At 67.0% G+C, this 25,186-nt stretch carries 19 protein-coding genes; 17 read left to right on the top strand and 2 right to left on the bottom strand.

Annotated elements, in window-relative coordinates; translation table 11 throughout:
* Positions 1-25: 25 nt before the first annotated feature.
* Positions 26-1,342, bottom strand: coding sequence for an MFS transporter (locus ACQP0C_RS37135; protein WP_433727788.1), 1,317 nt, complete (start codon positions 1,340-1,342; stop codon positions 26-28).
* A 343-nt stretch (positions 1,343-1,685) separates the two neighbouring features.
* Here ACQP0C_RS37135 and ACQP0C_RS37130 point away from each other — a divergent pair, with 343 nt between their 5' ends.
* The 17 genes from ACQP0C_RS37130 (at position 1,686) to ACQP0C_RS37050 (ending at position 23,109) form a co-directional block, all read left to right on the top strand.
* Positions 1,686-2,948, top strand: a complete 1,263-nt coding sequence (locus ACQP0C_RS37130; RefSeq protein ID WP_433727786.1) for a hypothetical protein — start codon at positions 1,686-1,688, stop codon at positions 2,946-2,948.
* Between the two features lie 24 nt (positions 2,949-2,972).
* A complete protein-coding gene (locus ACQP0C_RS37125; protein WP_433680948.1) occupies positions 2,973-3,293 on the top strand; it encodes a hypothetical protein in 321 nt (106 codons plus the stop codon).
* Positions 3,294-3,354: 61 nt separating this feature from the next.
* Entirely contained in the window at positions 3,355-3,873 is a 519-nt protein-coding gene (locus tag ACQP0C_RS37120) for a YbaB/EbfC family nucleoid-associated protein (protein WP_433727784.1), read from the top strand.
* Between the two features lie 32 nt (positions 3,874-3,905).
* A complete protein-coding gene (locus ACQP0C_RS37115) occupies positions 3,906-13,685 on the top strand; it encodes a hypothetical protein (protein ID WP_433727782.1) in 9,780 nt (3,259 codons plus the stop codon).
* On the top strand, positions 13,685-14,362 hold the full coding sequence (locus tag ACQP0C_RS37110) for a hypothetical protein (RefSeq protein WP_433727780.1): 678 nt from the start codon (positions 13,685-13,687) through the stop codon (positions 14,360-14,362). Before ACQP0C_RS37115 ends, ACQP0C_RS37110 begins: the two co-directional genes overlap by 1 nt.
* A gap of 27 nt (positions 14,363-14,389) precedes the next feature.
* Entirely contained in the window at positions 14,390-14,944 is a 555-nt protein-coding gene (locus ACQP0C_RS37105) for a hypothetical protein (RefSeq protein WP_433727778.1), read from the top strand.
* A 218-nt stretch (positions 14,945-15,162) separates the two neighbouring features.
* Entirely contained in the window at positions 15,163-16,995 is a 1,833-nt protein-coding gene (locus ACQP0C_RS37100; protein ID WP_433727776.1) for a hypothetical protein, read from the top strand.
* Positions 16,992-17,777 carry an ESX secretion-associated protein EspG gene (locus ACQP0C_RS37095; RefSeq protein ID WP_433727774.1) on the top strand — a complete coding sequence of 262 codons (786 nt, stop codon included), beginning with the start codon at positions 16,992-16,994 and terminating at the stop codon, positions 17,775-17,777. The genes ACQP0C_RS37100 and ACQP0C_RS37095 overlap by 4 nt, the downstream gene beginning before the upstream one ends.
* A 33-nt stretch (positions 17,778-17,810) precedes the next feature.
* Positions 17,811-18,152 carry a hypothetical protein gene (locus ACQP0C_RS37090; RefSeq protein ID WP_433727772.1) on the top strand — a complete coding sequence of 114 codons (342 nt, stop codon included), beginning with the start codon at positions 17,811-17,813 and terminating at the stop codon, positions 18,150-18,152.
* A 28-nt stretch (positions 18,153-18,180) separates the two neighbouring features.
* Positions 18,181-18,480 carry a YbaB/EbfC family nucleoid-associated protein gene (locus ACQP0C_RS37085; protein WP_433727769.1) on the top strand — a complete coding sequence of 100 codons (300 nt, stop codon included), beginning with the start codon at positions 18,181-18,183 and terminating at the stop codon, positions 18,478-18,480.
* A gap of 135 nt (positions 18,481-18,615) precedes the next feature.
* Positions 18,616-18,927: a type VII secretion target gene (locus tag ACQP0C_RS37080; protein WP_433680941.1), complete on the top strand. Its 312-nt coding sequence runs from the start codon at positions 18,616-18,618 to the stop codon at positions 18,925-18,927.
* A 2-nt stretch (positions 18,928-18,929) separates the two neighbouring features.
* Entirely contained in the window at positions 18,930-20,222 is a 1,293-nt protein-coding gene (locus ACQP0C_RS37075; RefSeq protein WP_433727767.1) for a hypothetical protein, read from the top strand.
* A 17-nt stretch (positions 20,223-20,239) separates the two neighbouring features.
* Positions 20,240-20,572: a PE family protein gene (locus ACQP0C_RS37070; RefSeq protein ID WP_433727765.1), complete on the top strand. Its 333-nt coding sequence runs from the start codon at positions 20,240-20,242 to the stop codon at positions 20,570-20,572.
* A 29-nt stretch (positions 20,573-20,601) separates the two neighbouring features.
* The gene (locus ACQP0C_RS37065; RefSeq protein ID WP_433727763.1) at positions 20,602-21,594 is read left to right on the top strand and encodes a PPE domain-containing protein; all 993 of its coding nucleotides are present in this window, start codon (positions 20,602-20,604) and stop codon (positions 21,592-21,594) included.
* Positions 21,591-22,397 (top strand): ESX secretion-associated protein EspG, encoded by an 807-nt coding sequence (locus ACQP0C_RS37060; RefSeq protein WP_433727760.1) that lies wholly within the window; start codon positions 21,591-21,593, stop codon positions 22,395-22,397. The genes ACQP0C_RS37065 and ACQP0C_RS37060 overlap by 4 nt, the downstream gene beginning before the upstream one ends.
* 67 nt (positions 22,398-22,464) lie before the next feature.
* Entirely contained in the window at positions 22,465-22,767 is a 303-nt protein-coding gene (locus ACQP0C_RS37055) for a WXG100 family type VII secretion target (protein ID WP_433727757.1), read from the top strand.
* A 48-nt stretch (positions 22,768-22,815) separates the two neighbouring features.
* Positions 22,816-23,109 carry a hypothetical protein gene (locus tag ACQP0C_RS37050; protein WP_433680935.1) on the top strand — a complete coding sequence of 98 codons (294 nt, stop codon included), beginning with the start codon at positions 22,816-22,818 and terminating at the stop codon, positions 23,107-23,109.
* 123 nt (positions 23,110-23,232) lie between these two features.
* On the opposite strand, the gene eccE is transcribed toward ACQP0C_RS37050, so the two are convergent.
* Positions 23,233-24,966 carry a type VII secretion protein EccE gene (gene eccE / locus ACQP0C_RS37045; protein WP_433727755.1) on the bottom strand — a complete coding sequence of 578 codons (1,734 nt, stop codon included), beginning with the start codon at positions 24,964-24,966 and terminating at the stop codon, positions 23,233-23,235.
* Positions 24,967-25,186 lie beyond the last annotated feature (220 nt).

Raw genomic sequence — 25,186 nt, 5'->3', positions numbered from 1 at the left:
CGCAGGCGTTTGCGCATTGCCATCCTCAATGGACGGTGACCTCGGCGCCGGTCTTCGCCTCGGCCTCGATCGCGGAGTTCTTCGAGGTCTCACGCATGAAGTAGTAGATCGTCAGCGAGATCGCGATACAGACCGCGACGTACCAGAAATACAGCGATTCGTGATGGGCCTTCTTCAATGCCAGTGCGATGGTTTCCGCGGTGCCGCCGAAGATCGCGACGGTCAGCGCGTAGGGCAGGCCGACGCCGAGCGCCCGGATCCGGGTCGGGAAGAGTTCGGCCTTCACAATGGCGTTGATCGAGGTGTAGCCGGTGATGATCACCAGGGCCAGCATCATCAGTCCGAACGCGCCGATCGGATTGCGGGTGTGCGCGAGCACGGTCATGATCGGCACGGTCAGCAATGTGCCGGCAATGCCGAAGAAGATCAGCAGCTTGCGCCGCCCGATGCGGTCGGAGAGCGCTCCGGCCAGCGGCTGCAGCACCACGAACACCAGCAGTGCGATGAAGTTGATCCAGGCAGCGGTGGGCTTGGAGATATGCGCGGTATTGATCATGAATTTCTGCATGTAGGTCGTGTAGGTGTAGAACGCGACGGTGCCGCCGAGAGTGAGCCCGCAAACGATCAGACATTCCCGCGGATACTGTGCGAGCACGCGCAGCGAGCCGCGGGCCTGGCGCTCGGATTCGGCTTGGAACTGCTCGGATTCGTCCATACTGCGCCGCAGCCACATGATCAGCAGGGCACCGCCCGCGCCGATCAGGAAGGGAATGCGCCAGCCCCAGTTGTTCATCTGCGCGTCGCTGAGAATGTGCTGCAGCACGATCTGCACACCGAGCGCGACCAACTGACCCGCGACCAGCGTGACGTACTGGAAGCTCGAATAGAACCCGCGTCTACCCGGTGATGCCACCTCGGACAGATATGTTGCGCTGGTGGCGTATTCGCCACCGAGGGACAGCCCCTGCAACAGCCGCGCCAGCACCAGCAGCACCGGGGCGGCCAGGCCGATCGTCTGATATCCGGGCGTGCACGCGATCAGCAGCGAACCCGCGGCCATTACCGTCACCGAGAGCGTCAGTGCCGCACGGCGTCCGAAGCGGTCGGCGTAGCGGCCCAGCATCCAGCCGCCGATCGGACGCATCAGGAAGCCGACCGCGAAGACGGCCGCCGAGTTGAGTAGCTGTGCGGTGGAATCGCCCTTGGGGAAGAAGCTGTGCGCGAAGTACACGCTGAACGCGGCGTAGACATACCAGTCGTACCACTCGGCGAGATTGCCGAGCGAGCCACGCAGCACGTTGGCGATGACCCTGCGCTCGCCCGCGAGTTGTGTCGTAGTCATTGTGAATCTCCTTCTGGCGCCGCACTTACCGGCGTAGTAATGGCGACTGTGAGCGCAGTCACAGCGCATTGCCAGCGGTCCGGCGATGTTCTAACGGTCCCTTAGGAAAAAACTTCGGTCGGATTTCGACGCCTGATAATTCGACCGCCGAGGCGGCAGATGCCCTGGTCGGAGGCCGGTTCGGATTCTTAACAATCCCTTTAGCTAGTCGTCGGCGGTATCGGGATACGACCGCCGATCCGCGTGCCACTATCGGAAATAAGGCCGATGGCGACTACTGCCGATCGCCCGAAACAACACCGGGTGATCCTGAATCGGTTGCGATGTAACAGGAACGAGAGCAGTGAAGCAAGCAGCGCGTAGCGATTCCGTGGCGGGTGGTGATCGGGCGACGGTCACCGACCCGGCCGAGACCTTGATCTCGTACATCGCGGACGAGTTGGCCGAACTGGGCCCACCCGGCTGGCGGCGGCTGGACGCGGTCTTCGCATTGACCGTGACCGTCGAGACGGCGCGCGTCGAGTTCGCCGGTGCACACCGGGTGACCCGCATCGAGGTGCCGGAGCCGGTGCTTGCACTCGTGCGCCGCTACCGCGCCGAGGTCGCCGAGTCCGGTGCCGAGCCTTGGTGGCGACTGCTGTTGCGGGCCAACGCATCCGGTGATATCGAGGTCGACTACGACTACGGCGACGAACCGTTCCCCGCCGATCAGCTCTTCCGTCCCGAGGCCTATCGGGCCGATGTGGCGGCCTATCCGCGTCCGCGCCTGCCGGTCTGGCTCGCGGCCTACATGGGCCACGCCGACCGGCAGTGCCGCCGCCCGCGCCGGGCCGCGGCGGCGGTTGTAGCCGACCGCGCCCGCGGGGTGACGGCCCGACCGGTGGACGAGGAACTGCCGCGGTTTCCGCAGCTGTGGGCCAGGTGGGCGACGATTTCGGCGGCGCACGTCGCCGTTTCGTCCGACCGTGGTCCGCGCATGGTGGCCACGAACGGCTGGTTCGAAAGCGCGGGCACGGGCAGCAGCGGCTCCACGCTGTACACCGTGCCGGGCGGCCGTGCCGTGCTGTCGGGCGGCGTATGGGACGCACCTGCCCTGAATGCGGCATACAACGGCGGCGTCGACTTGCCGAAACTCTATGCGGGAGCCCCGGATTGGGTGACCAACGCGGTGCTGAGCCCACGCGCGGCGGTCGGCTTGCTCTCGTTCTGCTTCTGGTGGGACGGCCACCGCTGGTACTGCGGGGAATCGCCATCGGTGCAGCAGTGCGGTGTTGCGATGCCGGAGATCTGGAATACGCACACCGCGATCGAGGCGGTGGCCCGGCTGCTCTCGGCGGACCCTGGCACCCGGCTGCGAACCACGGTGGCGCGCTTGCTGACCGCCGCCGAACGCGGCGAGATCACCAGGGAATTGGTGGCCGACGCCTTCGGCGACGATGGCGATATCGAAGCCGCCATGCGGCAGTTGACGGCGGCCGGAGCGGTGGTGTCGCGGTCGAATCATGTCCGTGCCGTCGGTCGTGGTCCGGAGCCGGTCGCCAACGGTTCACCGGCTCTTCATATTCTGGACGACAGACGTCCATGCGATGATCGAATTGCGCTATAGCACAACGTCGGAGGAGGGTTCGAGATGAGTGAAGGCTTCCGGGCGACCCCGTCCGGGTTGAACAAGCCGTCGGCGGACCTGGCCGAAGTCGCCGCCAAGATCCAGGCGATCGTCTCGCGGCTGGATGCGGTGAACTCGCAGAACTGGGGCAGTTGGGGGACCAACGGTCGCGGCCCGAATTTCGCCACCGGAGAAAATGGCTACGAGTCGTCGCACGACAATCTGATCGGCGTATTGAACGCGCAAATCGAGACGCTGCAGAACTATTCGCAGGGTGTGACCGACACCGGCGTGGCGCTGACCGATACCGACCACGCGGGCCACGACGACTTCGAGAACATCTGACGCCGAGGGCGCGAAGTCCGAACTGGGGTAGTCGGGGTACCGGGGTGAGCAGGAGGATTCGATGGCGGACGACATTTCGATCGGGCAATTCACCGATCTCATGGAGATGATGCGGATGGGCGTCGAATCCATTGCGCGGGCGCAGGAGAAGCAGGCTCTGCTCACCGCGACGGGTTATGCGGCGGGCAAACGAGTCGCCGTGGTGGTCAATGCCAATAACGTGGTCATCCAGACTCGCTTCAGCGATGACGTAACGGATTTGAGCTACGCCGAGCTGGCCGCCGCCATTACCGCCGCCGGGCAGGACGCTTCGGCTCAGATCCAACGGCGCACGCGCGAGATGGTCGATGAACTTCGCGCCCAGACCGCGCGACTACCGAAACTATCCGAGTTCGTCCCCGGACTGCCCGATGTGCGCGAGATGCTGCCCGCGCGGCCCGAAGTGTCGACCGCGCCGCCTTCCGCACGCCGCGACGCCGCCGAGGATGCCGACCCGCCCATGGTCTTCACCGATGTCACACCGTGGGACCACACACGTTCCCCCGAACAACAGTCCGGTGTGTCCGAGTCGGGCTGGTGAGGTCGCGCTTCGGCGCGGCGAGGGGGCGCTAGATGTTCATCGATATCACTCCGCTGTGGAGCTGGATCCCGGGCTGGATTCTCAGTGCGCTGAATTTCGGCATGACGTATCCGAACGGCCAGGTGACCCCGATGCACGATCTCAGCGAGGTCTGGAAATGGGCCGCCGGGGAGATGCGCAAGCTCGAGGACGAGTTGAAGGCCGCCACCGACGCCGCACTGAAACATTACGAGGGCGGCGAGGGCTCCGCCGAGATGAAGAAGGAGTTCGACAAGCAGTTCACCGGAGACAACTCGGTGTCGAATGTGGCTGCGGGACTGCGAAATCTCGGTGACTACACCCACGACGGCATGAAGGGCCTCTACCAGGACCAGATGTGGTCGGCGCTATTCGCCGGAATGACGGCCTATTCGGCCATCGCGTTGATCGTGGAGCTGTGGCCCTTCGGTCTGGGGGCCGCATCGGTGGAGCTGGCGATCTCGAGGGAAGCCCTCGCGTTGGCCGAGCGGGAGGCGGCCGAACTCGCGGCGGAGGAGGCGGGGAAGGCGGGTCTGCGGAATCTGCTGAAGCCCTATTTGAAGGAGATCGGCCTGCAGCTGGATAAGTGGGCCGGTGATTCGCTTGCCCGCAAGGCCGCGGTCGGCGGTGTGCGCCTGGCCGGGGCTGGGGCCAAGGCCGGTTTACACGGTGCCATGGCCGATCTCGGAATCCAGGTCATCTCCGATCCCGGCGGCCCGATCGATTGGGGACAGGTCGGGACCAGCGCGCTGACCTGGGGTGCGGGTGGGATGGCCGGACGGGCCGCCGGCCTCGGCGTATCCAAGGGGCTGGGCAAGGCGATGCAGTCCGATCTCGGACAGCGGATGGCGGCCAGTGCCAATCCGGTGGCCAGGGCGGCGGTATCGCCGAGAACCATGGGTCTGGCGACCGGTTTGGTCAGCGGTGCCGCCGGTGCCGTCGGGATGTACGGGGCCATGGCCGCCGTCGACCCCAACGCGAAGTTCAGTCCGCAGATGCTCGCGGCCGGTTTCGGCATGGGTGCGCTGGGCGGTGCGCGGATGGGCCAGGCGGAAGCAAGTGGCGTGGGCACGACATCCCATGCGGCCGACGGTCATACGGCCAAGCCCGCCATGGTGACCCCGGAGACCAGTGCGGAAGGTAAGAAACTCTACCGGCAGGTTGTCCAGACGGCCCATCCCGACCGATACCCGCCCGGAGCACAGCGTGACGCCGCCGAGGCCATCACCAAGGATGCCACCAACATCAAAGGGCAGGCCAAGGTCGGCGAGCTGCATGACCAGTACAGCGACAAACACGTTGACGAGTTGCGGAAACTGCATCAGCAGAGTGTCGAATTGGCGAGCAGCACCACGACCAACAGCCATGGTGGCGGTGCCGGCGCGCCACCCGTCGAGAATGTGACCAGGACGGCAGGTTCGGGAGCGCAGTCAACGGGGCCGGGTTCCCAAACGACTGCGGAAAGTGCTGCCCGACCAGCTGATTCGGGTGCGCGTGTGGCCGGATCCGGCGACGGCAGTGCCCGTCCGCCTTCGACGCCGGAAAGGCCTGCTGGACAGGGACAGTCGGCCCGGGGTGGCGTGCAGCGTGCCGCGACCGAGTCGTTCGAGAAGTCCCGCGCCGGTATCGCCGCCTCCGAGAATGCCAGCGCCGAGCCGAATCTCGCAGCCGGACAACAGGATAAGCCCGCGCCGTCGAATCAGATCAACAGCGAGGCGCAGCACGGCGTCGAATCCGGGGCTCGTGTTCCGGAGCAGCGGGCACCCGAAGCATCCGACGACGGTGCGCGCGCTCGGCCCGCGGAACATAGCGGTGGCGAGTCCGAACCACGCGTATCGGACCAGCGTCGCCCCAACGTGCCGGTAGACGATTCGCCCGCACGACTCGCACCGGAGCAGAGCGCTCCGGACGCGCGGGCTGCTGAGCAGGGTGCTCCGGACATGCGAGGTGCTGCTGCTCCGGACGTGCGGGGTGCGGATCAGGATGCTCCGGAAGCACGGGCGACGGATCAGGATGCTCCAGCGGTTTCGCAGCGCCGTTGTGCTGATGCGGCCCTCGATGATCCGCCTCCGCGCCCGCCGGACGATCCGTCGCCGCGCCAGGTCGATCCGCAGCCCGGTCGCGTCGATAGCGAATCAGCCGTCGTCCCAGCCGAATCCGACGGCAGCCATGCCTACGTCGACGATCGTTCCGCGACATCTGAACCGGCTCGGGCGCATCCGACACCGGTCGGCGAGGACTCGTTCCGAGTTCCCGAACAGCGCACGCCACCGGAACCGCAGGCGGTCAACAGCTGTGTCCCGGAAGCCTTCCGGCAGCTCGAGCAGGCGCAGGGTCGCCCGGTGGCCAACGGGCCAGCGCCGCAGCAGCGGAGTCTGGCGGGGGTGCCACTGTACGAAATACAGCGCGCGATACCGCGCGGCGAATTCGAGGGTTTCGCTCCGGACCGGTCCTCGTCCGGCCACGCCCAGATCGTCGATGCGACGGTGCGGGCGGGCAAGGGCGCGAGCGCGCTGGTCGCGGAGGAGCGCGCCGTGGTCAACGCGGGCGGTGCGCAGGGACATGTCTACACGCTGACCTACAAGGGGGACAACCACTTCGACGTCAATGGCAAGTCCGCGGTCCATGTCGAGACCGATGTGCAGGGCCGGGAGTGGTTCGTCCTGGCGGATGAGAACGGCAGACCGCTGCCGGGTCACGAGCCGCAATCGCTGGCGGAGCTGGCGGGCGGCGCGACCCGAGCCGATGCGGTGGCCGCGGAGGCCGTCATCTTCCGCGCTGGTGAGGTGATCAGCGGTCTCGGTAACCCGAATGCGCCCCGGTTGTCCGGGGAACTGATGATGGGCGCCACTCCCGAGCCCCGGGCCGAGGTCCGAACGCTGCACGCCGAATATCGCCATGCGGCCACCGAGGAAGCGCGCGCACGTGCCGAGTCGACGCGGCTGCGCGAGCAGGCCCAGCAGGCGCGCGAGGCCGGTCTGCACGATCGGGCCAGGGAACTCGACGAGCGGGTGCGACGGCTGGATGTGCGCGTGGATGCGGCGGGGACACAGGCGGAGCTATTGCGCGCCAGGGTGGTCGAGTCCGAGCAGGCCAAGCTCACCGAACAACAGGAGGCGGTGCGGACCCAGACCCGGGAACTGGAAGGGCAATTGACCGATGCCGTCGGTGACCAGGAGCAGGTACGGCAATTCAGCACCGACCTCGCGCTGATCGACCGCATCGAGGCCGCCACCCAGGAGCGGGGCCGGGTCGACAACGCCCAGCAGGAACTGCGGAACCAGCTGGAGCCGATAAGGGAGCAGTTGGAGACCGGCCGGACCGCCGTGCGGGAGCTGCAGGCGCAGGTCCGGGCGGCCGAGGCACCGGGCACGGCCTTGACCCCGGTGGAGCGCGGCGAACTGGTCCGCGCGACCGGACCCGCGCTGGCCCGCGCCCAAATCACGATCGATTGGCTGCAGGGCGTCTATTCCGAGCTGGAGCAGCGGCACGACGATCTGGCCCATCGGCACGACGCGCTGACCGGCGAGATCGAAGCGGCAACGCAGGCACGCGATCGGGTGGCCGCCGCGTTCGACGTGCCGGATCCACACCAGCTGCATCCGTCCTATCGCGGGGTACCCGCGCCCGGCACCGAACTGGTGCACTCGCTGCGCGATGCCGTGGACCGGTTGGGGCGGGCCCAGGATGAGGCGGCCCTGCTGGCCGACAGTCAGCTGGGACTGCGGGCACTCGACGAGATGGGGCTGCTGCCGATTTCCGAGCGCGTCGGCGTCGCGCCAGCCGCCGAGCCGTCCGGGGCCTTCCCGGACCAGCGCATTGTGGTGGTCGGAACCGATACCTCGCCCGCTGGCTACCGGCAGGCATTGCAGGCGACCTTGCGGCCGGGCACGGATCTGGAACTGGTGCTGCGCCTTGCCGAGTCGGACAAACTGCCGCTGCAGGTGGAGTTCGTGCGCGTCGAGGTGGCCGAGCAGGGCGCGACGGGGCAGGCACTCGCGTCGAACACACCGTCGGCACTGGAGAAGTCGGGCGCGTGGCCGGATCCGAGGAAGCATGCGCGGCCCTGGGAGAAGACGAAGTGGACCGAGCCGCAGCCACCGTTCCTGTTCAAGGTGTCGATGGTTCCGGTATTCGACAAAATCATGGCGCCCTTCCACCATTTCGTGCCCGGGGAGGTGCCCGCCTTCCTCTTCCCAGAGAACCTGCCGTTCTCGAAGACGATCTACAACGTGCCCGAGGGCGTCCACACCTTCCAGTCCGATGTGGGCATGGACCTGTTCCACGCGCGGATCCTGAGCCTGGGGATTCTCGATCGGATCCCGAATCATCCGTGGGTTCGCCAGTTCGTGCAGAATCGCCCGTGGATCGGCAAGGCGATATTGGGTGTCACCAAGTGGCTGCCCGCCAATACCGCACACGGTCAGTCGGTCCACGTGCCGCTATCGGTGGATTTCGTGAACAAGCATCCGCGGGTCGCCTTCGCATTGGGCAGTGTCGAGCAGTGGCTTCCCAGTATCCGCAACGGCCGGTGGATTCAGCTGGTGCCGATGATCCGGGGAACGCGCACGCACGCGTGGTTCGACGACGCGCGGCCCGATCCCGCTCCGCTGCACCGCGCTGACCTGGCGAAGCCATTGTTCAGCCCGGAGGCGCAGCATCTCGACGGCAGCGTCACCCGTCCCTATACCGGCGAGAGCGTTGACATCCCCGAATCGCTTGCGCAGCGCTGGCGGGCGAATGAGCATGCGCGCGAACGGATTCAGGAGTGGACCCAGGGCGAGTACGACCGATTCGAACTCGACCGGGTCGCGGGCGACAAGCTGGTCCATCGGATCGCGGACCAGGCCGCCGCACATCCCGACCGGTATTCCGGCGGTGATCCGAAACGGTGGGTACGCGGTAACAGCAATGAGTGGGTCCGGGATCCGGCTGGTTCGCTCTTGCCGAGACATGCCGACGGTTCGACGTGGTTGCGTGATGCGGAGGGCAATGTCCGGCCGCGCGCGGAGATCGTCGCGAATCTGCAGCGGGCCCGCGATTATCTGATGCGCAATTCGGAGCTGAACCGGATTCCCGACGTGCCCGAACTGTGGAACCGGATGATCGATGGAAAACCATTGCGGGAGGACGTGATCGGCCTCGAAGCCGCATTGGCCGAGGCGAACCATCTGGCCACCCATCCCGAGGCGACCGGGCACCAGGCGCATCAGGCGGCGAAGAAGGCGGGATACGACTGGGACGCCAACCGGCCGCAGCTGACCGGCGATCGCGCCGAGCGCAGCCTGTGGGGGAAGCTGACCGGTCGCCGCGCTACCACCGTCGGCTTCACGGTCGAACTGGATCCGAACGCACCCGATGCCGCGCGCACCCGTCGCTTCGGCACCACCGCGTACTACGGCAGACAGGGTTTCGAGCAGGTCAACGGCCAGATCCGGGACATCATGCACGGCTGGCCCGAGGCCAAGATCGCCGAGGCACAGGCCGAGGTGACCCGGCTGGCTCGAGAGGCGACCCGGGACTATCGCGGCGACCACGGACTGGCCAAGGGCGGTGTGCACATCTCGGCGCGGGTGACCGGCGACCCCGGCCAGCAGCGGTTGAGCGTCACCGTCGAGCACGTGGGCGGTGGTCGCCCCAAGGACCCGACCGGCTACCGACTCGACCAGTCCGACCGCGAACTGCCGCGCGGAAATCGCGGAACCGCCGCTCCGGTCGGTGAATTCCGCGGCGATGCCCGCCCGGCGGATGTGGATCCACTCACGCGCGATGAGCTGGTCAACGCGATTCGCGACAACCTCGCGCTGATCACGCCGGAGGACGTGGCGTGGAACCGTGATGGTGAGCATTTCGTGCTGCCCGACGGTCGCGAGATCCATCTGAGCGTGGGCGAGACGCGTGACGGTGCGGTTGCCGAATTCCGTGAGCGCCCCGATGGTTCCGGTTATGACGTGATCGCGTCGCCGCGGGCCCGGTCGCAGGATCTGGCGCGGGCGGGAGCACACGAGCTGGCCGAGATTCGGTTGGCGGAGGATCCGGCGGTCCTCACCGATCCGATCAGCGAGCGTCCAACGGAGTTGACCTCGCATCTCGGTGGACGGTTCGCTGAGCTCAAAGTGCTTGCCGCGCACATCGATAGCGCGACCTTCGATCCGGCGCGAACGCATGACCTTCCCGGCTTGCGTCAGGACATGGCCGATCTGATGGCGCATCTCGGTCTGCGCGAGGATGCGGTCCCCGAAGCGATAGCGGCTCGTTCGCCGCACCCGGATCCTTCGGATCCATGGGGTTTGCTGGCCGCACATGATCCGGCCCTGGCGCACCGGCTCGCGCTGGGGTTCGGTGCCGACGGGCTGTTGTCGGAACGCCCGGTGTTCAACCGCGACCTGACAGCACCGGCCTTCGAGGAAGCCAGTGCCGCGCATCTGGATCGGATGGCGGGCGCGCTCACCGGCGATTTCGCTCCCGATGTCGTTCGGGCCGAATCCATGGCGTTGCAAGGTCGGATGCGAGAAGAGCTGGCGCGCCGAGTCTTCGATCCGATCTTCACCGATCCGGGTGCGGGCGAGGCCCGCCGCACGGTGCGGACCGGGCAACTGCTGCGCGCACTCGATCCGATCAACGAGGCGATCAACCGTCCGGGGCTGCACGGTGTGGAGCGGGCCGAGGCCGTGCATCGTGCCATCGATAGATTCCGCGACGCGATGCCCGAGGAGTTCCGCAACGCCCTGGGCCCTGCGGGTTTCGAACGAATGCGGCGCGCGGCCGATAGCCTGGCGATCGGTGCGGACCATATCTCGGGAGTGCTGGACCACGGTCGCGGCGAGATGTCGGTGGGTACGGAGCGGATGTCGCTCGGCGACTTCCTGCACAGCATCGACCGGGCCAACCGTGGTGCCTCCGAACACGGTGTGAACCTCGAATACACGGTGGTCGTGCACAATCCGGTCGAGGGGCGGTCCGTGGTGGAGGTGCTGCCGCGTCCACAGCCACAGCATCGGTTGCCGTTGGAGCAGAACAGGTTCGGCGAGGACAATTATCGGATTCCGTTGCAGCCCAGGCCGACAGCGCCCGCTGCGCAGCTGGGTGGGCACACCATTGACGTCGGTGTCGGTCGCAGCGCGTTCGCGGTGGAGATGACACCTTCGGCGGATCGTGCCGGTGGTGGTTTGATCATCAAGACCGAGTTGGCCGCCGATTTCGCGGTGGCCGGTCAGCGACGTCGTAATCTCGGCATCCTGGACCCCGGTCCGCTGACCGAACCCGGCACGGTCACCGTCTTCGGCGATTTGCTGTTCCACGGCGATGCGCTAGGGGAAGGCGGCAACGGTGCGGTGGCGCGGATCTTCGTCAACAATGTCAGCGCGCATTTCGAGCCCGAGGTATACGACGCGCTCGCACAACGCCTTCCGGCGGCCCTGGCTCCGGGCGGTCGAATCGAGCTGCAGTGGGATATGAAGCCGGAGAAGGCCGTCGACCTCGGCGGCAGGCCCGGTGATCGCGGTCATATTCGCGGTGACCACCTGTGGGATGCGATTGCGCGGCTGCCCGAGGATGTGGCGAGCCGGTTCCGTGTGGTGGAGGTGCGGGAGTTCCCGCATCCCGGAAACGAGAACTACGACTACACGATCGACGCCGGCGCCAGTAACAAGCTGGATGCGAACAAGATGGCGCAGTTCGTGCCGCCGCGCCCCGATCACCGCATGGTGATCGCCTATGAGCCGCACCAGACCGCACCGGTCGAAAGCGAGCACGGCACCGCAGGCAATGTCGGCGAATTCCGCGGCGACGCCCGGCCCGAGGTCAGCCTGACTCGCGCGGCGCTGCTGGACGAGGTGGGTAGGAACGTCCAGCTCATCACGCCCGAGGGCATCTCGTGGAATCCGGAGCAAGAACACTTTGTGGTGCGGGGCAAGGAGATACATCTCGACGTGGCACCGCTGCCCGCCGGTGTCGTCGCCGAATTCCACACCCGGCCCGATAGTTCCTATCAGCTGCGGGTCTCCTCGGGAGCGCTCACCGAGGACGCGGCACGGGCGGTTGGGCACGAGCTGGCCGAGATCGAACTGGTGGAACGTCCGGAGGTCCTTACCGATCCGGTCAGCGAGCGTCCGACGGGGTTTACCTCGCATCTGGGCGGCCGCTTCGCCGAGTTGAAAGTGCTCGCCGCGCATATCGATCGGGCCACCTTTGATCCGGCTCGGGCCGATGAGCTGCCACGGCTGCGCCGAGATCTGGCGGATCTGCTGAACCATCTAGGCATGAGTGAGCGCCCACCCGCGGAAACCAGCCCCGGCGATCCCTGGACGTTGCTGCGCGGACACGATGACGTGCTCGCGCACCGGCTCGAGCTCGGTCTCGGTGCGGATGGATTGCTCTCGGAGCGTCCGCGGTTCGACCGAACCCTGACCGAGGCCGACTTCGACGCCGCCCGCGCCGCGCATCTGGATCGACTGGAGCAGCAGCTCACCGGCGCCCATGCGCCGGAGGTGGTGCGGGTGGAAGCGATGGCGCTGGACGGCCGGATGCGCGAGGAACAGGTGCGGCGGATCTTCGACCCGATCTTCGCCGACCCGGGCTCGGCCGAAATCCGCAGAACCGTGCCGACGGGCCAGCTGTTCAAGGCTCTGGATCCGGTCAACGCGCAGATCAATCGGCCGGGTGCGAGCGGCCCCGCCGTGCACCGGGCGATCGAGGAATTCCGCGCCGCCATGCCCGAGGCTTTCCGAGAGGCCATGGGCGATGGGGGATTCGACCGCATGCACCGGGCCGCCGATGGCCTGACCTCGGGGCCGGATCGGATCACCGGAGTCTTGGACCATGCCCGAGGTGCGGTGCTGGTCGGTGGTGATCGATTGTCGTTCAGCGAATTTCTGCAGGGCATCGACCGGGCCAATCGCGGTGCGGTCGAGGACAGCCTGAACCTGGAATATACGGTGGTCGTCCACGATCCGGTGGACGGTCACTCCGCCGTCGAGGTATTGCCGCGCCCGCGCCCGCACCATCGATTGCCGCTGTCGGAACTGGTGTTCGGCGCGGACAACCACACGATCACCGTGCAGCCGCGGCCGTCGCTGCCCGCAGCCGTGGCCGGTGCGCACACCATCGATGTCGGTGTCGGCCGCAGTGCCTTCGGGGTCGAGATGACACCGGTGGCCGATCGTTCCGGTGGCGGTCTGGTCATCAAGACCGAACTCGCAGATGACTTTGTTATCAAGGGCCAGCGTCGCCGCGACCTCGGCATCCTGGATCCGGGACCGTTGGCGACGCCCGGCACCGTGATGGTCTTCGGCGACATGCTCTTTCACGGTGACGCGCTGGGCGTTGGCGAAACCGGGGCCGTGGCGCGGATCTATATCAACAACGTCAGCGCCAAGCTCCAGCCGGACGACTATCGAGCGTTGGCCGCTCGGTTACCCGCGGTGCTGGCGCCCGGCGGCCGCATCGAGGTGCAGTGGGATATGAAGCCGGAGGCCGACGGCGGTGAGCCCGGAAATCGCAACCACATCCTCGGCAGCGACCTGTGGACGGCGATCAAGGACTTGCCCGGTGGCCAGGGTGCGCATTTCACGGTGGTGGAGAAAAAGGAGTGGCCGCATCCGGGGAACGATGACTACTACTACTCCATCGACGCGGGTTCCAAGAATCACGTGGACCGCCACAGCCTCGCCAAGTTCAACCCGCCGCAGCCAGACCATCGCATGGTGATCGTCTACGACCCGGCTGGCAGGGGATACGGTCGAGCAGACCCATCGGACACGGCAGGCATAGGTGTTGAGGTAAGGAGGCGGTGATGGGCGAGATCGCGGGAGCACGAGAACAGCTCGACGAGGCGGCGAAATGGCTGGGTACGCAGATCCGCACGCTGGCCCGGCACCTCACGCCCGGGCACGACCCGGATGTGTACCTGCCATCCGACCCGGTGATCGTCGACTGGCACGAACCGCTGAAGTACCAGTACCGGATGATCGGCCGGGTAGACCGGGCCGCCGAACACTACGACCCGACGGTGGTCACCAGGGCAGCGGAACTGCTCGGCGGTGCGGGCTGGGCCATCGACGTCGAGGTCGCGGAGTCGGCGACCGGCGGGCGGCTGACCACCGTTGTCGCGTCCCAGGACGGATACCGGCTGACGGTGCGCATCGAAGAGGGTTATGGCACCGTCGTGTACTCCGGTGAGACGCCGGCGATGGCCCTGTTCACGCCGGAACCATTCGTGCGCCCCGCCCCGGTGCTGACTCCGGAGACGGTGCGGCGCGGCTACCTGCTCTGCTACGAATGCGACGGCTTCGGGTGGTGCCCGGTCTGCGAGGGCCGCGGCTGGACCTTGGACGCCGACGGTCGGGAGCGGTGCGTGGAGTGTCTCGGAGCCAAGTACTGCCCGGTCTGCCGCGGTGCGGGGGAACTGGAGGCGCGGCGGCTGCAGGATTGGCAGCGCGACCAGTATCCCGAACTCCACGACCGGTCCTAGCCATATCGCCGAAACGAAAGGATAACCGTGCCAACGCTGTTACCGCTGGCCCGCACCAATGCCGAGGCGCACCTGTACCTCGAGCTGCAGCCGTGCCCGAACTGCGGTGAGCCGCGCTGCGAATTCCGCAGTTCGGTGGTCAGCCTGGACGGTGTGCTGGCCAGTCGCTACACCGGCGAATGTCCGCGCTGCGGCCGCGAGCGCAGCTACGAATTCCGGCTGCCCGAACAGATTCTGCTGCCGCCCGCGTCGACTGTCCGCTTCGGCGGTGACGAACCCTCCGAACTCATCGATCCCGGCATCTGGCTCTGGTACGCCGACGATCTGGGTCGGCGTGTCCCGACCGATGTCTCGGGATTCGATGCGGGGCAACGCAGGTCGGCCAAGCACACGGTGGCTACCGCACTGGCCGCGGTCGAGGAGGTGCTGAAGTTCATCCCGTCGGACGCGGACCAGGTGCCCGCCGACGCCTTCACCTCACCCGAGGGGCGATCGGTGCGCGCCCAGGAGCCGGGCCGATTCCAGCGCGAACGTCTAGAGGCCATTCGCGACTACTACGCCACGGAGTTCACCAGATGGTAGCTCGAAGTGAAGGCTGCCAAGTCTTTACGGTCCCTTAAGGAGTTCGCGCCTCGGAGCGCCACGTAAGCCGAAGCACGCGAGGATGATTCATGATGAGGACACCGACCGTTCACACCCGTCATGAAATGATCGGTGTCGTGCATGCGTGGATGAGGGGCGAGGCCACGGGGGCGAGCATCGCGCGTCGAGGCAGCGCCGAGCGGGACAGGAGTTGACCGATGGCACCAACTGATGACAAGCCCAACGCGTGGCAGCTCTCCGGGGACGACATCGGCAAGGATTCGCAGCACCTGACGGTGAAGCAGCAGAGTCTGCAGACGCTGGCGGGGTACGCCATCGATCTGTACGAGGTCTTCAACACCATCGAGGGTTGGACCCACTTTGTGGAGAATGTCGACGGGTTCGGAAATCTGCCGTCCGGCATCGCATTACAGGGCAAGTTCCAACGTGCGGGTCGCGATCTGAAGGATCGCGCCAAGAGCCACCAGACCATGCTCGAGGATCTGGCGCAGCAGTTCATCACCGCGGGCAAGCTGTACACCGCTGCCGAAGAGGCGAACACCTCCGGATTCGATCGGCTACGGAATGCGCGCTCCGCCCAGCGGCACGGCAGTTGGAGCCTGCCCGCCGCCGGAGCGACGAAGATCCCGGAATGGGGCGGGAAGACCGGACGAACCGATAAGTACGGTGGGCCACCCGCCGATCTGAAGGCTTATGCCAGCGAAAAAGACGGCCGCGACAAGACACCGGTTCGCGCGGAGCCGTCCAGCATCCTGGACTATCCGACCGCTTACAGCTGGCACCAATCCTTGATCGACGGCATGGGGAAAACCGCGGATGCGTCCGGTTACTGGCAGTCGATGGCGAACCAACTCGTGGCACCGGCCACGGAGCTCGGCAACCAGATGACCACGATGCAGACCTCCGGAAGTTGGAACAGCGACGCTGCGGTCAAGGCGGCAGGTGCGGTCCAGGCCTATGTGTCCGGCGTGCAGAACATGATCGACGGCATGCAGACGATCGCAGGAAATCTCTTGGACACCTCGGGTTGGCTGTGGGCGGCGCAGGCGAATACGCCCAATATTCCGCCGGATCAGGTCGGCACCCAGTACGGGCGGGAACAGGTCCAGCAGGCCAAGCGCATCTTCCGGGACTGGTACGTACCCGGTCTCGACGCATCCAGCAATGCGATTCCGCTGATGGTGCAGCCGGTGAGCCCGGTGGTACAGCCGGTAGCGCCGCCACCGCCGGAGAAGAAGCAGGATACCGGCGGCGGTGGTGGCGGCGGGGGTGGCACCGGTGGTGGTGGCACCGGTGGTGGCACCGGCGGTGGATCCTCGGCCGCTCAATCGCGGGCAGCCCAGCAGGCGCTCGCCGCGCAGCGCCAGGCAAGTGAACAGGCCCAGAAGACGGCTGCCGACCAGCAACGACAGCTCGAGGCGCAGCGCCAGCAGGCGCAGCAGGAGGCCGCGCAGCGCCAGGCCCAACAGGAACAGCAAGCCGCGCAACAGCGCGCTCAGCAAGCTGCGCAGCAGGCGGCCGATCAAGCGAAACAGGCTGCGGAGCAAGGTTTGCAGGGTGCCAAGCAAGCGATGGATCAGGCATCGCAGGCCGCCCAGCAAGCAGCCGCCTCGGCGGCCAAGGACATGCAGTCGGCCGGACTGGCCGGTCTGCCGTCCGGGCTGTCGTCGGCGTTGGGCAAGGATGCGCTCAAGGCGGGCGGCGGCGGTGCCGGCGGGGGCAGGGGCGGCGGTCTCGGTGGCGGTGCGGGCAGCGGTGCCGGCGCGAGTCTTTCACCCAACAGCCTGCAGAATTCGAAGCTGTTCCCGCGTGCGGTCGCCGATGCGGCCGGGGTCGCGGCGGCGAGCCGGGCCGGCCTTGCCACCGCGGGCCAGCCGGGCTCGCCCGGCGGTATGGGCCCCGCGGGTCACGGCGCCGGTCAAGGACAGGGCAAGGAGCACAAGCGCGCCTCCTACCTCGACTCGGTCGAGCACATCGAGGAGGCGCTCGGCGACGCGCCGGTCGTCGTCAAACCTGTTGTCGAGCAATGAGTCGCACCTGGAAATTCACCGACCTCGAATTCATCGTCCAGTGGGAGGCGCTGAAGCAGGACTATTTGCCGGAACCATTCGTGTACACCTGTCGTACCTGGGTGAACGAGGATTATGTCCAGGAAGAGCAGGATGCGCTGGCAGGACTGCGACGCTCCGGGGATCGGTCGTTCGATGATGTGCTCGACGTTCTCGCCTTCCCGGACCTGCGCATTATCGCCGAGGGCTACGACCCGGCGGATCCGTGGAACCGGGAGGTTCCGGTTCGGCTGCACGGTGTCCGTCGCGGTGACCGCGGCTATGTCTTCTCCGAGGTCTCCGGCGAAACATACTGGCATTCAGGTGGTTTCACGATCGTCGAATGCGATGCGGTCGATCTGGCCGGCGTGATCGTGCGAGCGCTGCCGAAGGTCGAGCCGGGGACTCGCGCCGCCGTGGTGCTGTCCACCCAGGATGAGGGCGACGGCCTGGACTACTCGCTCGGCCGGTCCGCGGTGCACGATTCCTTCGACGATTCGATCGCCGACCGCTCCGCGGAGTTCTTGGCGTTGCCGACATCCTGCACCGGGACGATCGATGTGATCCAGGGGCGTTCGCGCTTCGGACCGCGCGGGATCACTCGACATCGGCTGCAGTGGCGCGACATTCGCGATGACGGCCGCTATGCGATCGATGACCGGACACCTCCGGTCGCGAGGGGCATCGACGCGAAACACCTCACGGTGCTGATCAATACGCGGGTCGCGGAGGTGGTCCGTGCGATCAAGGACGAGCGGGTCTGACCCGCACCGGCTTCGGTGATTCGGAGGTACACCGTGAATGATCAGCAGCAGGAACCGGTCGAATGGACCGCGACCTCCCGCAGCGGCGCGATTTCGGTACGCACCACCGAACAGGGTCTGCCACTTGGCATTTCGATCGAGCCCGCCGAGTTGAAGCGGGATCCGCAGGGTTTGGCTGCGGAGGTGCTGCGGCTGTGCAAGCAGGCGGCGAACCGGGCCGGGATGGCGCGCAGGGCGGAGTTGGCGGCGGCCGGAGTGCCCGCGGATATGTTGGCGCTGACCGGTTTGCCGACCGCGGAAGACGTGGCGCGCCAAGAGTTCGCCGAGGAGCAGGAGTACGAGACCGAGCCCGACAGTTGGTTGCGCGAGGTGTAGTCCCTGTTGTGCGAGAGGAGCTTTCGACATGTACGAGACCATGGACGAACTGATGGCCAGCGTGCAGCGGCGGCTGTACCGGATTCGGGATCTGACCGACGATATCGCGGGTGTGCGCGGCCGGGAGAGCGCGCAGGACGGCTCCATCACCGTCGAGGTCGATGGCAACGGAGCGCTGCTGGATCTGCAGTTCTCCCAAGCTGTTTCGACGATGACGCCAGCCGAGTTCGAGTCGACCTTGGTGGCGACCGCGGCCGCCGCGGTGCGCCGCGCCTTCGAACGCCGTAGCGAACTGGTCACCACGTTCAACGAGGAAGTTGCCGACTAGACACCCGACGTTCATTCGGTCCCCGTAGAACTTTTGTCAAGAACCTTAAGTTTGTGCAAATTTGCTTTCGGGCCTTGCACTCTGATTGATAGGTTCTATGAGTTGGTCAATTGCATTACTGGATCGGGGAATACGATGAGCGATGTCGTAGCAACACCTGATGCGATTCGCGCGTACGGGGACGCGGCGGTAGCGATGGCAACCGGGGTGGCAACCGCAGGAGCGTTCGATCAGGTGGCAACCGTCGCGGCGGCCGCGCCGGTCTTCGGCTTGATCGGCCAGGACTTTCTGATGGCCTTCGCGTACGCGCAGGCCAATCACGTGAGTTCGGTGTTCGAATTGGCCGGCGTGCACGCGGGTACCGCGCTGACCGCACACCAGGGCGCCGCGGCGTACGAGGCCGCCGAAGCGGCATCCGGCACCGAATTCGGCGCTGCTGGCGTCTGATAATGAACGCGCCGCTAGAACCATCGATCGTCGACCTGCTGCGCGGCAGTGCCCTTGCGCCGCTGGTGGATCGCCCGGTCAACGACATTTTGAAGGATATGGGCCTCGGGCCACTGCCCGACCTGTCCGGCCTGCCACCGCTGCCCCAAATGCCACCGTTGCCGGTGCTCGATCTGGCCGCGCTGGCCCGGCCGCTCACCGATATGGCAAGCGGTTTCGGCACGGGAGCGCTCGGCGCGAGCGCGGGCGGTGGACCCGATCCGACCAAGGTGCTCTCCGATACCGCCCAGGCCGCGCAGACCGCGATCCAACTCGGCACCCAGGCACTGCAGACCGTGATGTCGCTGTGGCAGGGATTGGCCGCCATGCAGGCGGCGAACAAGGCCGGGCAGGCCGCGGACAACGGCGCGGAACTGGCCACCCAGAGCGCACAGGAGAAGGCGACGCTGGTCGGCGGCGCGACCTCGGTGGCAACCGGCGGTGCATTGCTCGCGGCCGTCATCGCCAAATACATGGCCACGGTCACCGCGGCCTCGCCGTGGCTGGCCACCGGTGGCGGCCAAGCGTTCATCGCGGCCGCGACGGTGGAGGCGATCACCGAGGGCGTCGCGGTGGTGACCAAGACGCGGATCGAAATGACCGCGCATTCGGCGAATATGACCGCGGCGGGCAAGAAGGTCAAGGTCACCAACGCCCCCAAGGGCGTCGACTCGATGCAGCAGGTGATGCAGATGCTCACCCCGCTGATGACCATGGCGCAGACCGGCGCGCAGACGCTCACCCAGGTGGCGACCCAGAGCGCGACACAGGCCCAGAAATTGCAGGCCGACACCATCGCGAAACAAGAGCAGGAACGCGAGGCCAAGGAGCGGGAAGAGGCCGAGCGCACCGGCGGTGGCGGCGGCGCGGGCGGTGGCGGTGGCGCCGGTGTCGGTGGTATCGGCGCGGCACCGATTTCCACGCCACTGAGTCCCTGGACCGGTCCGCGCACCGCCGGACTCAGCGGTGTCGCCGGTTTCGGTGCCTCCGGAAGTGGTTCCACCGCAGTCGAACCCGCCGCCGCGGTGCGCGGTGCGACGGGCGCTCCCGGCAGTCCCGGCATGATGCCCTACGGCGCGGCCGGTGCGGCCGGTGCGCGCGGGGCCGGGGATGCGGGCGGCGATATGCCGAGCTTCCTGGTCAACGCCGAACACGGCGAAGAGGTCGTCGGTCCGATCGAAGGGGTCTCGCTGCCGGTGGTCGGCGCGGCCGAACAAATTTCGGAGCCACCACCCGATAAGGAACTCACCCTCTAACGGTTCAGGAGGTTGCCATGGCAAGCGGCGGTACGGATTTCGATGGTGTGCTGTTCGATCCGGCGGCGGCCCGCGACGCAGCCGCCCGGCTGGACGGACTGGCGGCCCGTTTGGAGGCGGAGTTGCGAGAGGGCTCGCCCGCGCTGACGGTGCCGCCGGCCGGTGCCGACGAGGTGTCGGTGCGCGCGGCGCAGACGCTGAGCGATGTCGCGGACTCCTACGGCCAGAGCGCGGCCGCCGGAATCGTGGAACTGCGCAAGTTGGCCGCGACACTGCGCTCGCAGGCCACCCAATTCGGGCGCGCCGAGAACGACAGCGTCGGCGACTTCGGCATCCCCGGCGCGGCCTGAGACAACATCGAAAACGACACGGAGCAACAATGATCGAACCACCGCAGCCCGGTTTCACCGGTGTGGTCTGGGACGCGCGCGAGCCCGATCGGCTGGCACGTGAACTGTCCACCGGTCCCGGCGCGGTACCGATGGCCGAGGCCGGTGTCGCGTGGACCCGGTTGGCCGCCGGTTTCGGTACGGCGGTTGCCGAATACGACATGATCGTCGCGTCGATGCGCGGCGCGTGGCAGTCCAGCACGAGTGGTCCGGTGTTGGATCGGATCTCGATGCTGCGCGACTGGCTCGCCGATGCCGCGACGGCCGCTGGCAATAACGCCGTGCGCGCCGAAACCCAGGCCGCCGCCTATGAATTGGCCCGGCTGACCATGCCGCACAGCGCCGAGATCGCGGCCATCCAGGCCGTACAGCGCATGCTCGAATCGATCGGTGGCGCACTCGGTGCACCGATCAAGGCGGTGGCGGCCGATGCCGATACCGACGCCGATATGGCCAAGGCGGCCGCCTCGCGCGTGATGCAGACCTATGAGGCGGCCACCGAACCGCTTGCGGCACCGTGGAGTCAGCAGGAACCGCCGGTGATCGCAACCCCGGCGGCACTGGCGGCGGAGGAGGCGACCGCGACGGTATCCGCGGGGTCGGCCATGTCCGGCATGCCCGCAATGCCCGCGGTCACGCCCGGCATGTTCATGCCGGGCGGGGTCGGTGCCATCGCGGCATCCGCGAAACTGCAGCCCTATCGCGCACCGGTATTCACCGAAGCCCCCCAACCGGTGGAAGTGACGACACCGCAACCGGTTTCGACAGCCACCCCCGCGAGTTCCAGTGCACTGCCCATGGTTCCGGGTGCGATGGGGGCGGCCGGGTCGGGTGACGACGAGGAGTACGCACCGCGCGCGAGTGTGGTGACCGGCGACGCCATCGGCGCCGACCTCGGTATCGTCTCCGCCCCGGCCGTACTCGGCGCGCCGGAAGCGCCCGCCGCGGCGCCCGGTCGGACGGTCTCGGGAGGTGCCCAATGACCACCATGACCAACGACGGCCTGCTCATGGTCGCCGAACGGCTCGGTGTGCAAACCCTGCCGCTGGTGCTTTCGGTTGGGCCGCAACAGGATTCGTTCGATGAATGGGCCGAGGCGCAGCACCGCGCGCGGACCGAACTGGTCGGCGCCGGTGTACTCGATACCGAGGGCGATGTCGAACCCGAACTGGCCGAGGCCATGTTCACGCTGGCCCAGCCCGATCGAGAGCTGGTGGCCCGGATCTACCGCACCGCGCCCGACGCGACGCCGGCGGTGACCCGAATCTGCCTGGCGCGCCGCGGCGAACACCATGCCGTGGCAGTGCGCACCGGTGACGTCTTCGATGTGCGCAGCGTATGGGCGGACGGATCGGGCGGGGCGCTGATGCGGCCGCTACTCGACGCGCTCGGCCCCGCGACGCCCGCTGAGGTGGTCAATTTCAGTGCGCCGTCGAGCGAACTGAGCGAGCGGCTCGCGGCGGCGCTGACCTCTGCGGACTACGCGGACGCGGTCTACGCCCTCGGTGTCGCCGATCGTGACGCCACCGCCTATGGGCTGGCCTTCGCCGCCTGCCACAGCTTCGCCGAGATCGTGGCCTACGCCCATCTCGACGGCACCACCACCCGGCCGCCCGGTGCGGTCGCGGTCTATGACACCGGACGCGGTCGCATTGTGGCCGCGCCCGGTATTGCTGCGGATCAGCAGGTCTGGTCCACGGTGACACCGGGCACCGATCACCGTATCGCGCAAGCGATTTCGGCATTGATCGAATCTCTGCCCGGGGGAAGGTGGCTTCCGCAGTAAACCTTCCGGCGATGTCACCCGACATCGTTTCCGGGCATTGGAATCACTACAGGAGAGGGTGTCCACGATGAGTGGTGAAGGTGTACACGTAGACGAGGCGACCGCGAAGAAGGCCGAGGAGTTCATGGCCGCGGCGGTCGACAACATGCAGCGCACGCTGAAGAAGATCGACGACGAGGTCGCCGCGGCGACCCACTGGGAAGGCGATGCGAAGGCGGCGTTCGTCGCGGCCTCCACCAACTGGGCCCAGCACTCCCAGGAGCTGCACAAGAAGCTCAACGCCATCACCGAGCAGGTCGGTCACGGTACCCAGCAGTACATCCAGATGGAGCAGGCGAACCAAGAGGGGTTCCAGCACATCAGCCTGTAATCGACTGCGCCACAAGAACAATCAGTCTTCGAATCGGAGGAACTCATCATGTCGACGATGGCATACGCCAAGGGCCCGATGATGGCCCTGTTCAACGACCTGGTCACGCTGCACGGCGACCTGGTCAAGTACGGCAGCGATATGGAGGACGCGGGCGGCGTGCTCAAGGTGGCGTGGGAGGGCAACGTGGCCCACGCCAGCTTCAAGACGGTCTACGACGCCTGGCACAACGAGTACGGCGACACGCTCACCTCGCTCAACAATGTCGCCGCGGCCGTGGAGAACTCGCTGCAGCGCGCGCTGGGCACCGACGGCAAGATCGGTGACGGCTTCGGGGCCTGAGTCCACTCGATAGGGCCGTAGCGATCGCTTGTGGGTCGCTCGAAAGGTCAGCTATCCGGCCGGTCCGCCAGCGCTGCGCTCGCGGACCGGCCGGATTCGGTTCGGGTCACCGTGGGTGCGGGGTTACCGCGCCGCGGTGAGGGATTCGCCGATGTAGCGCATTTCGTCGGGGGTGGTGACCATATTGACCGTCGCACTCGCCGTCGAGGTTCGTACCGTGATCAGGTTGGGAGCCGAAATATCCTGTACCAGAACGATATCGGCATCGAACTGGCCATCGGGCTGCTCGGGCGCCCGGACGTGCACGATGGTCGCGCCACCGGTCAACGCGGTCGGTGCGATGCCGTCGAACACCACGACGGTCGCGCTGGGCATGGGTCTGCCGCCCGGCTGCGGTGGCACGCTGTGCTGTCCCGCACCGGCGAACCGCGGTGCGAGCGAAAGCGAATGCGGTGCACCGACATTCGCGACCATGGACTGCCAGGCCTCGGGCCGGTCGGTGTGCACGATGGTGTGTGCGCCGAGGGCGATCGCGCGCAGGATCACCTGCTGAGCCAGATCCAGCCGTCCGATGACCTCGAGATGCCGGGTGCCGTCACCGATCAGCGGCACCGCGATGCCCTGACCGGCATTGTCGGCGCCGATCAGCTGACCGCATCCGGCGGTCGGTACCGCGATACCGTCGAGCGCGGCGAGTGGGCCGCGGTAGTCGCCCCCGCTATCGCCGTCGCGGCGGGCGGTGCGGGCGGGCAGGCTGTCCAGCAGGGCGCGGAACTGTTCACCCGGCAGGGTGCGCAGTCCGGGCACCGGCGGCTCGCCCGGTTCGGCAACGGTATCGAAGCGGACCAGCGCACCCAGTGTGATCGGCGGGGAGGTGGACTCGCGCCCATCGCCGGGTCGGCGCGCACCGGGCCGCAGGCGCACGGTCACCGTGGTGGTCAGGCTCGGGGTGGCCCAGATATCGGCGAAGCCGCGCGATCCGATGAGCTCCGGGCCGATCTCGTAGCTGGTGAGGTGAATGCCCTCGTGCACCAGCGACTTCGGGGTTTCGGCGAAGGCGTCCAAGGCGATGCCGCGGGTGAGTTGGCGCACCGCGCTGTTCATTTCGGTGGCGGTCAGCACCGATACCGAGATATCGCGGGCGGCCAGTCGATTGGCCACCCGGCGGGTCGCGATGATCGCGGTGCGCAGCGCGCCGGCGCCGCCACCGCCGCGATTGCCGACGGCATCGGCGTTGGCGAGCGGATCCAGCCGCAGCACCAGCCAGACCGTGCGATGCGCGATGGCGGGCAGCGGGCCGAGGATGCGGTCGTAGAGCTGGGCCACCGCGCCGCCGCCCGCGGTCCGCGCGCCGGTGCTGATCACATCGATGGAGGCCAGGCTGATATCGAATTGACTGAGGCAGCGCCCGATTTCGGTGAGCGCAAGCACCTGGTCGGTGGACAGCGAGCCGCGCCGCAGCAGGGTGAGCGCATCCGGCGGCGGGTCGATGCGCAGCATGGTGAGCAGCAGGTCGCCATCCCAGCGCACGCCGTAACTGCCGCCCTCGGGCAGCGGTACGTCGAAGGCGGCCTGGCCGGTATCGGCGGGGCCGGGCCGGGTGCGCCGCCACCGGAATGCGATGGCCCGCGCCAGCATTCCGGCGATATTGCGTGGCTCACGTCGCCGCACCGGTACCGCGCCGACAATGAGGACAATCGCGCCGACGGCAATGACGGCCGCGGTCGGCGCATGGCAGGCGGCGGTGATCCAGGCCGCGGTCGCGGCGAACAGTGCGAGCGGAATCATGAGTCGCAAAGGGATTTGGCGCAGCAGCCAGAATTCCGGATCACGCAGCGTTGTGTGCGTTGTGTTCACGGAGTTTTCGTTTCCGGTTTCTTTACGGTTCTTCGCTCCGGAGTCGGTATCGCGTTTGTTCACAGCCCCGTCCACGATTATCGGACCAGTATTGCGATAACACTACCGCGCTACGTGTTTGTTCGTTGGAGCAGTGGCGGTTTGCTGAATTGTCGCTGGATTGACATGGGCGCGCCGAACGATACTGTAAATATCCTGTTCCTTCCGTAGTCCGATGGAG

This window comes from Nocardia sp. CA-129566, assembly GCF_050956075.1.
Classification (GTDB): domain Bacteria; phylum Actinomycetota; class Actinomycetes; order Mycobacteriales; family Mycobacteriaceae; genus Nocardia.
The sequence above is the reverse complement of the archived record's forward strand: the minus strand, read 5'-3'. Positions and strand labels throughout refer to the sequence as shown.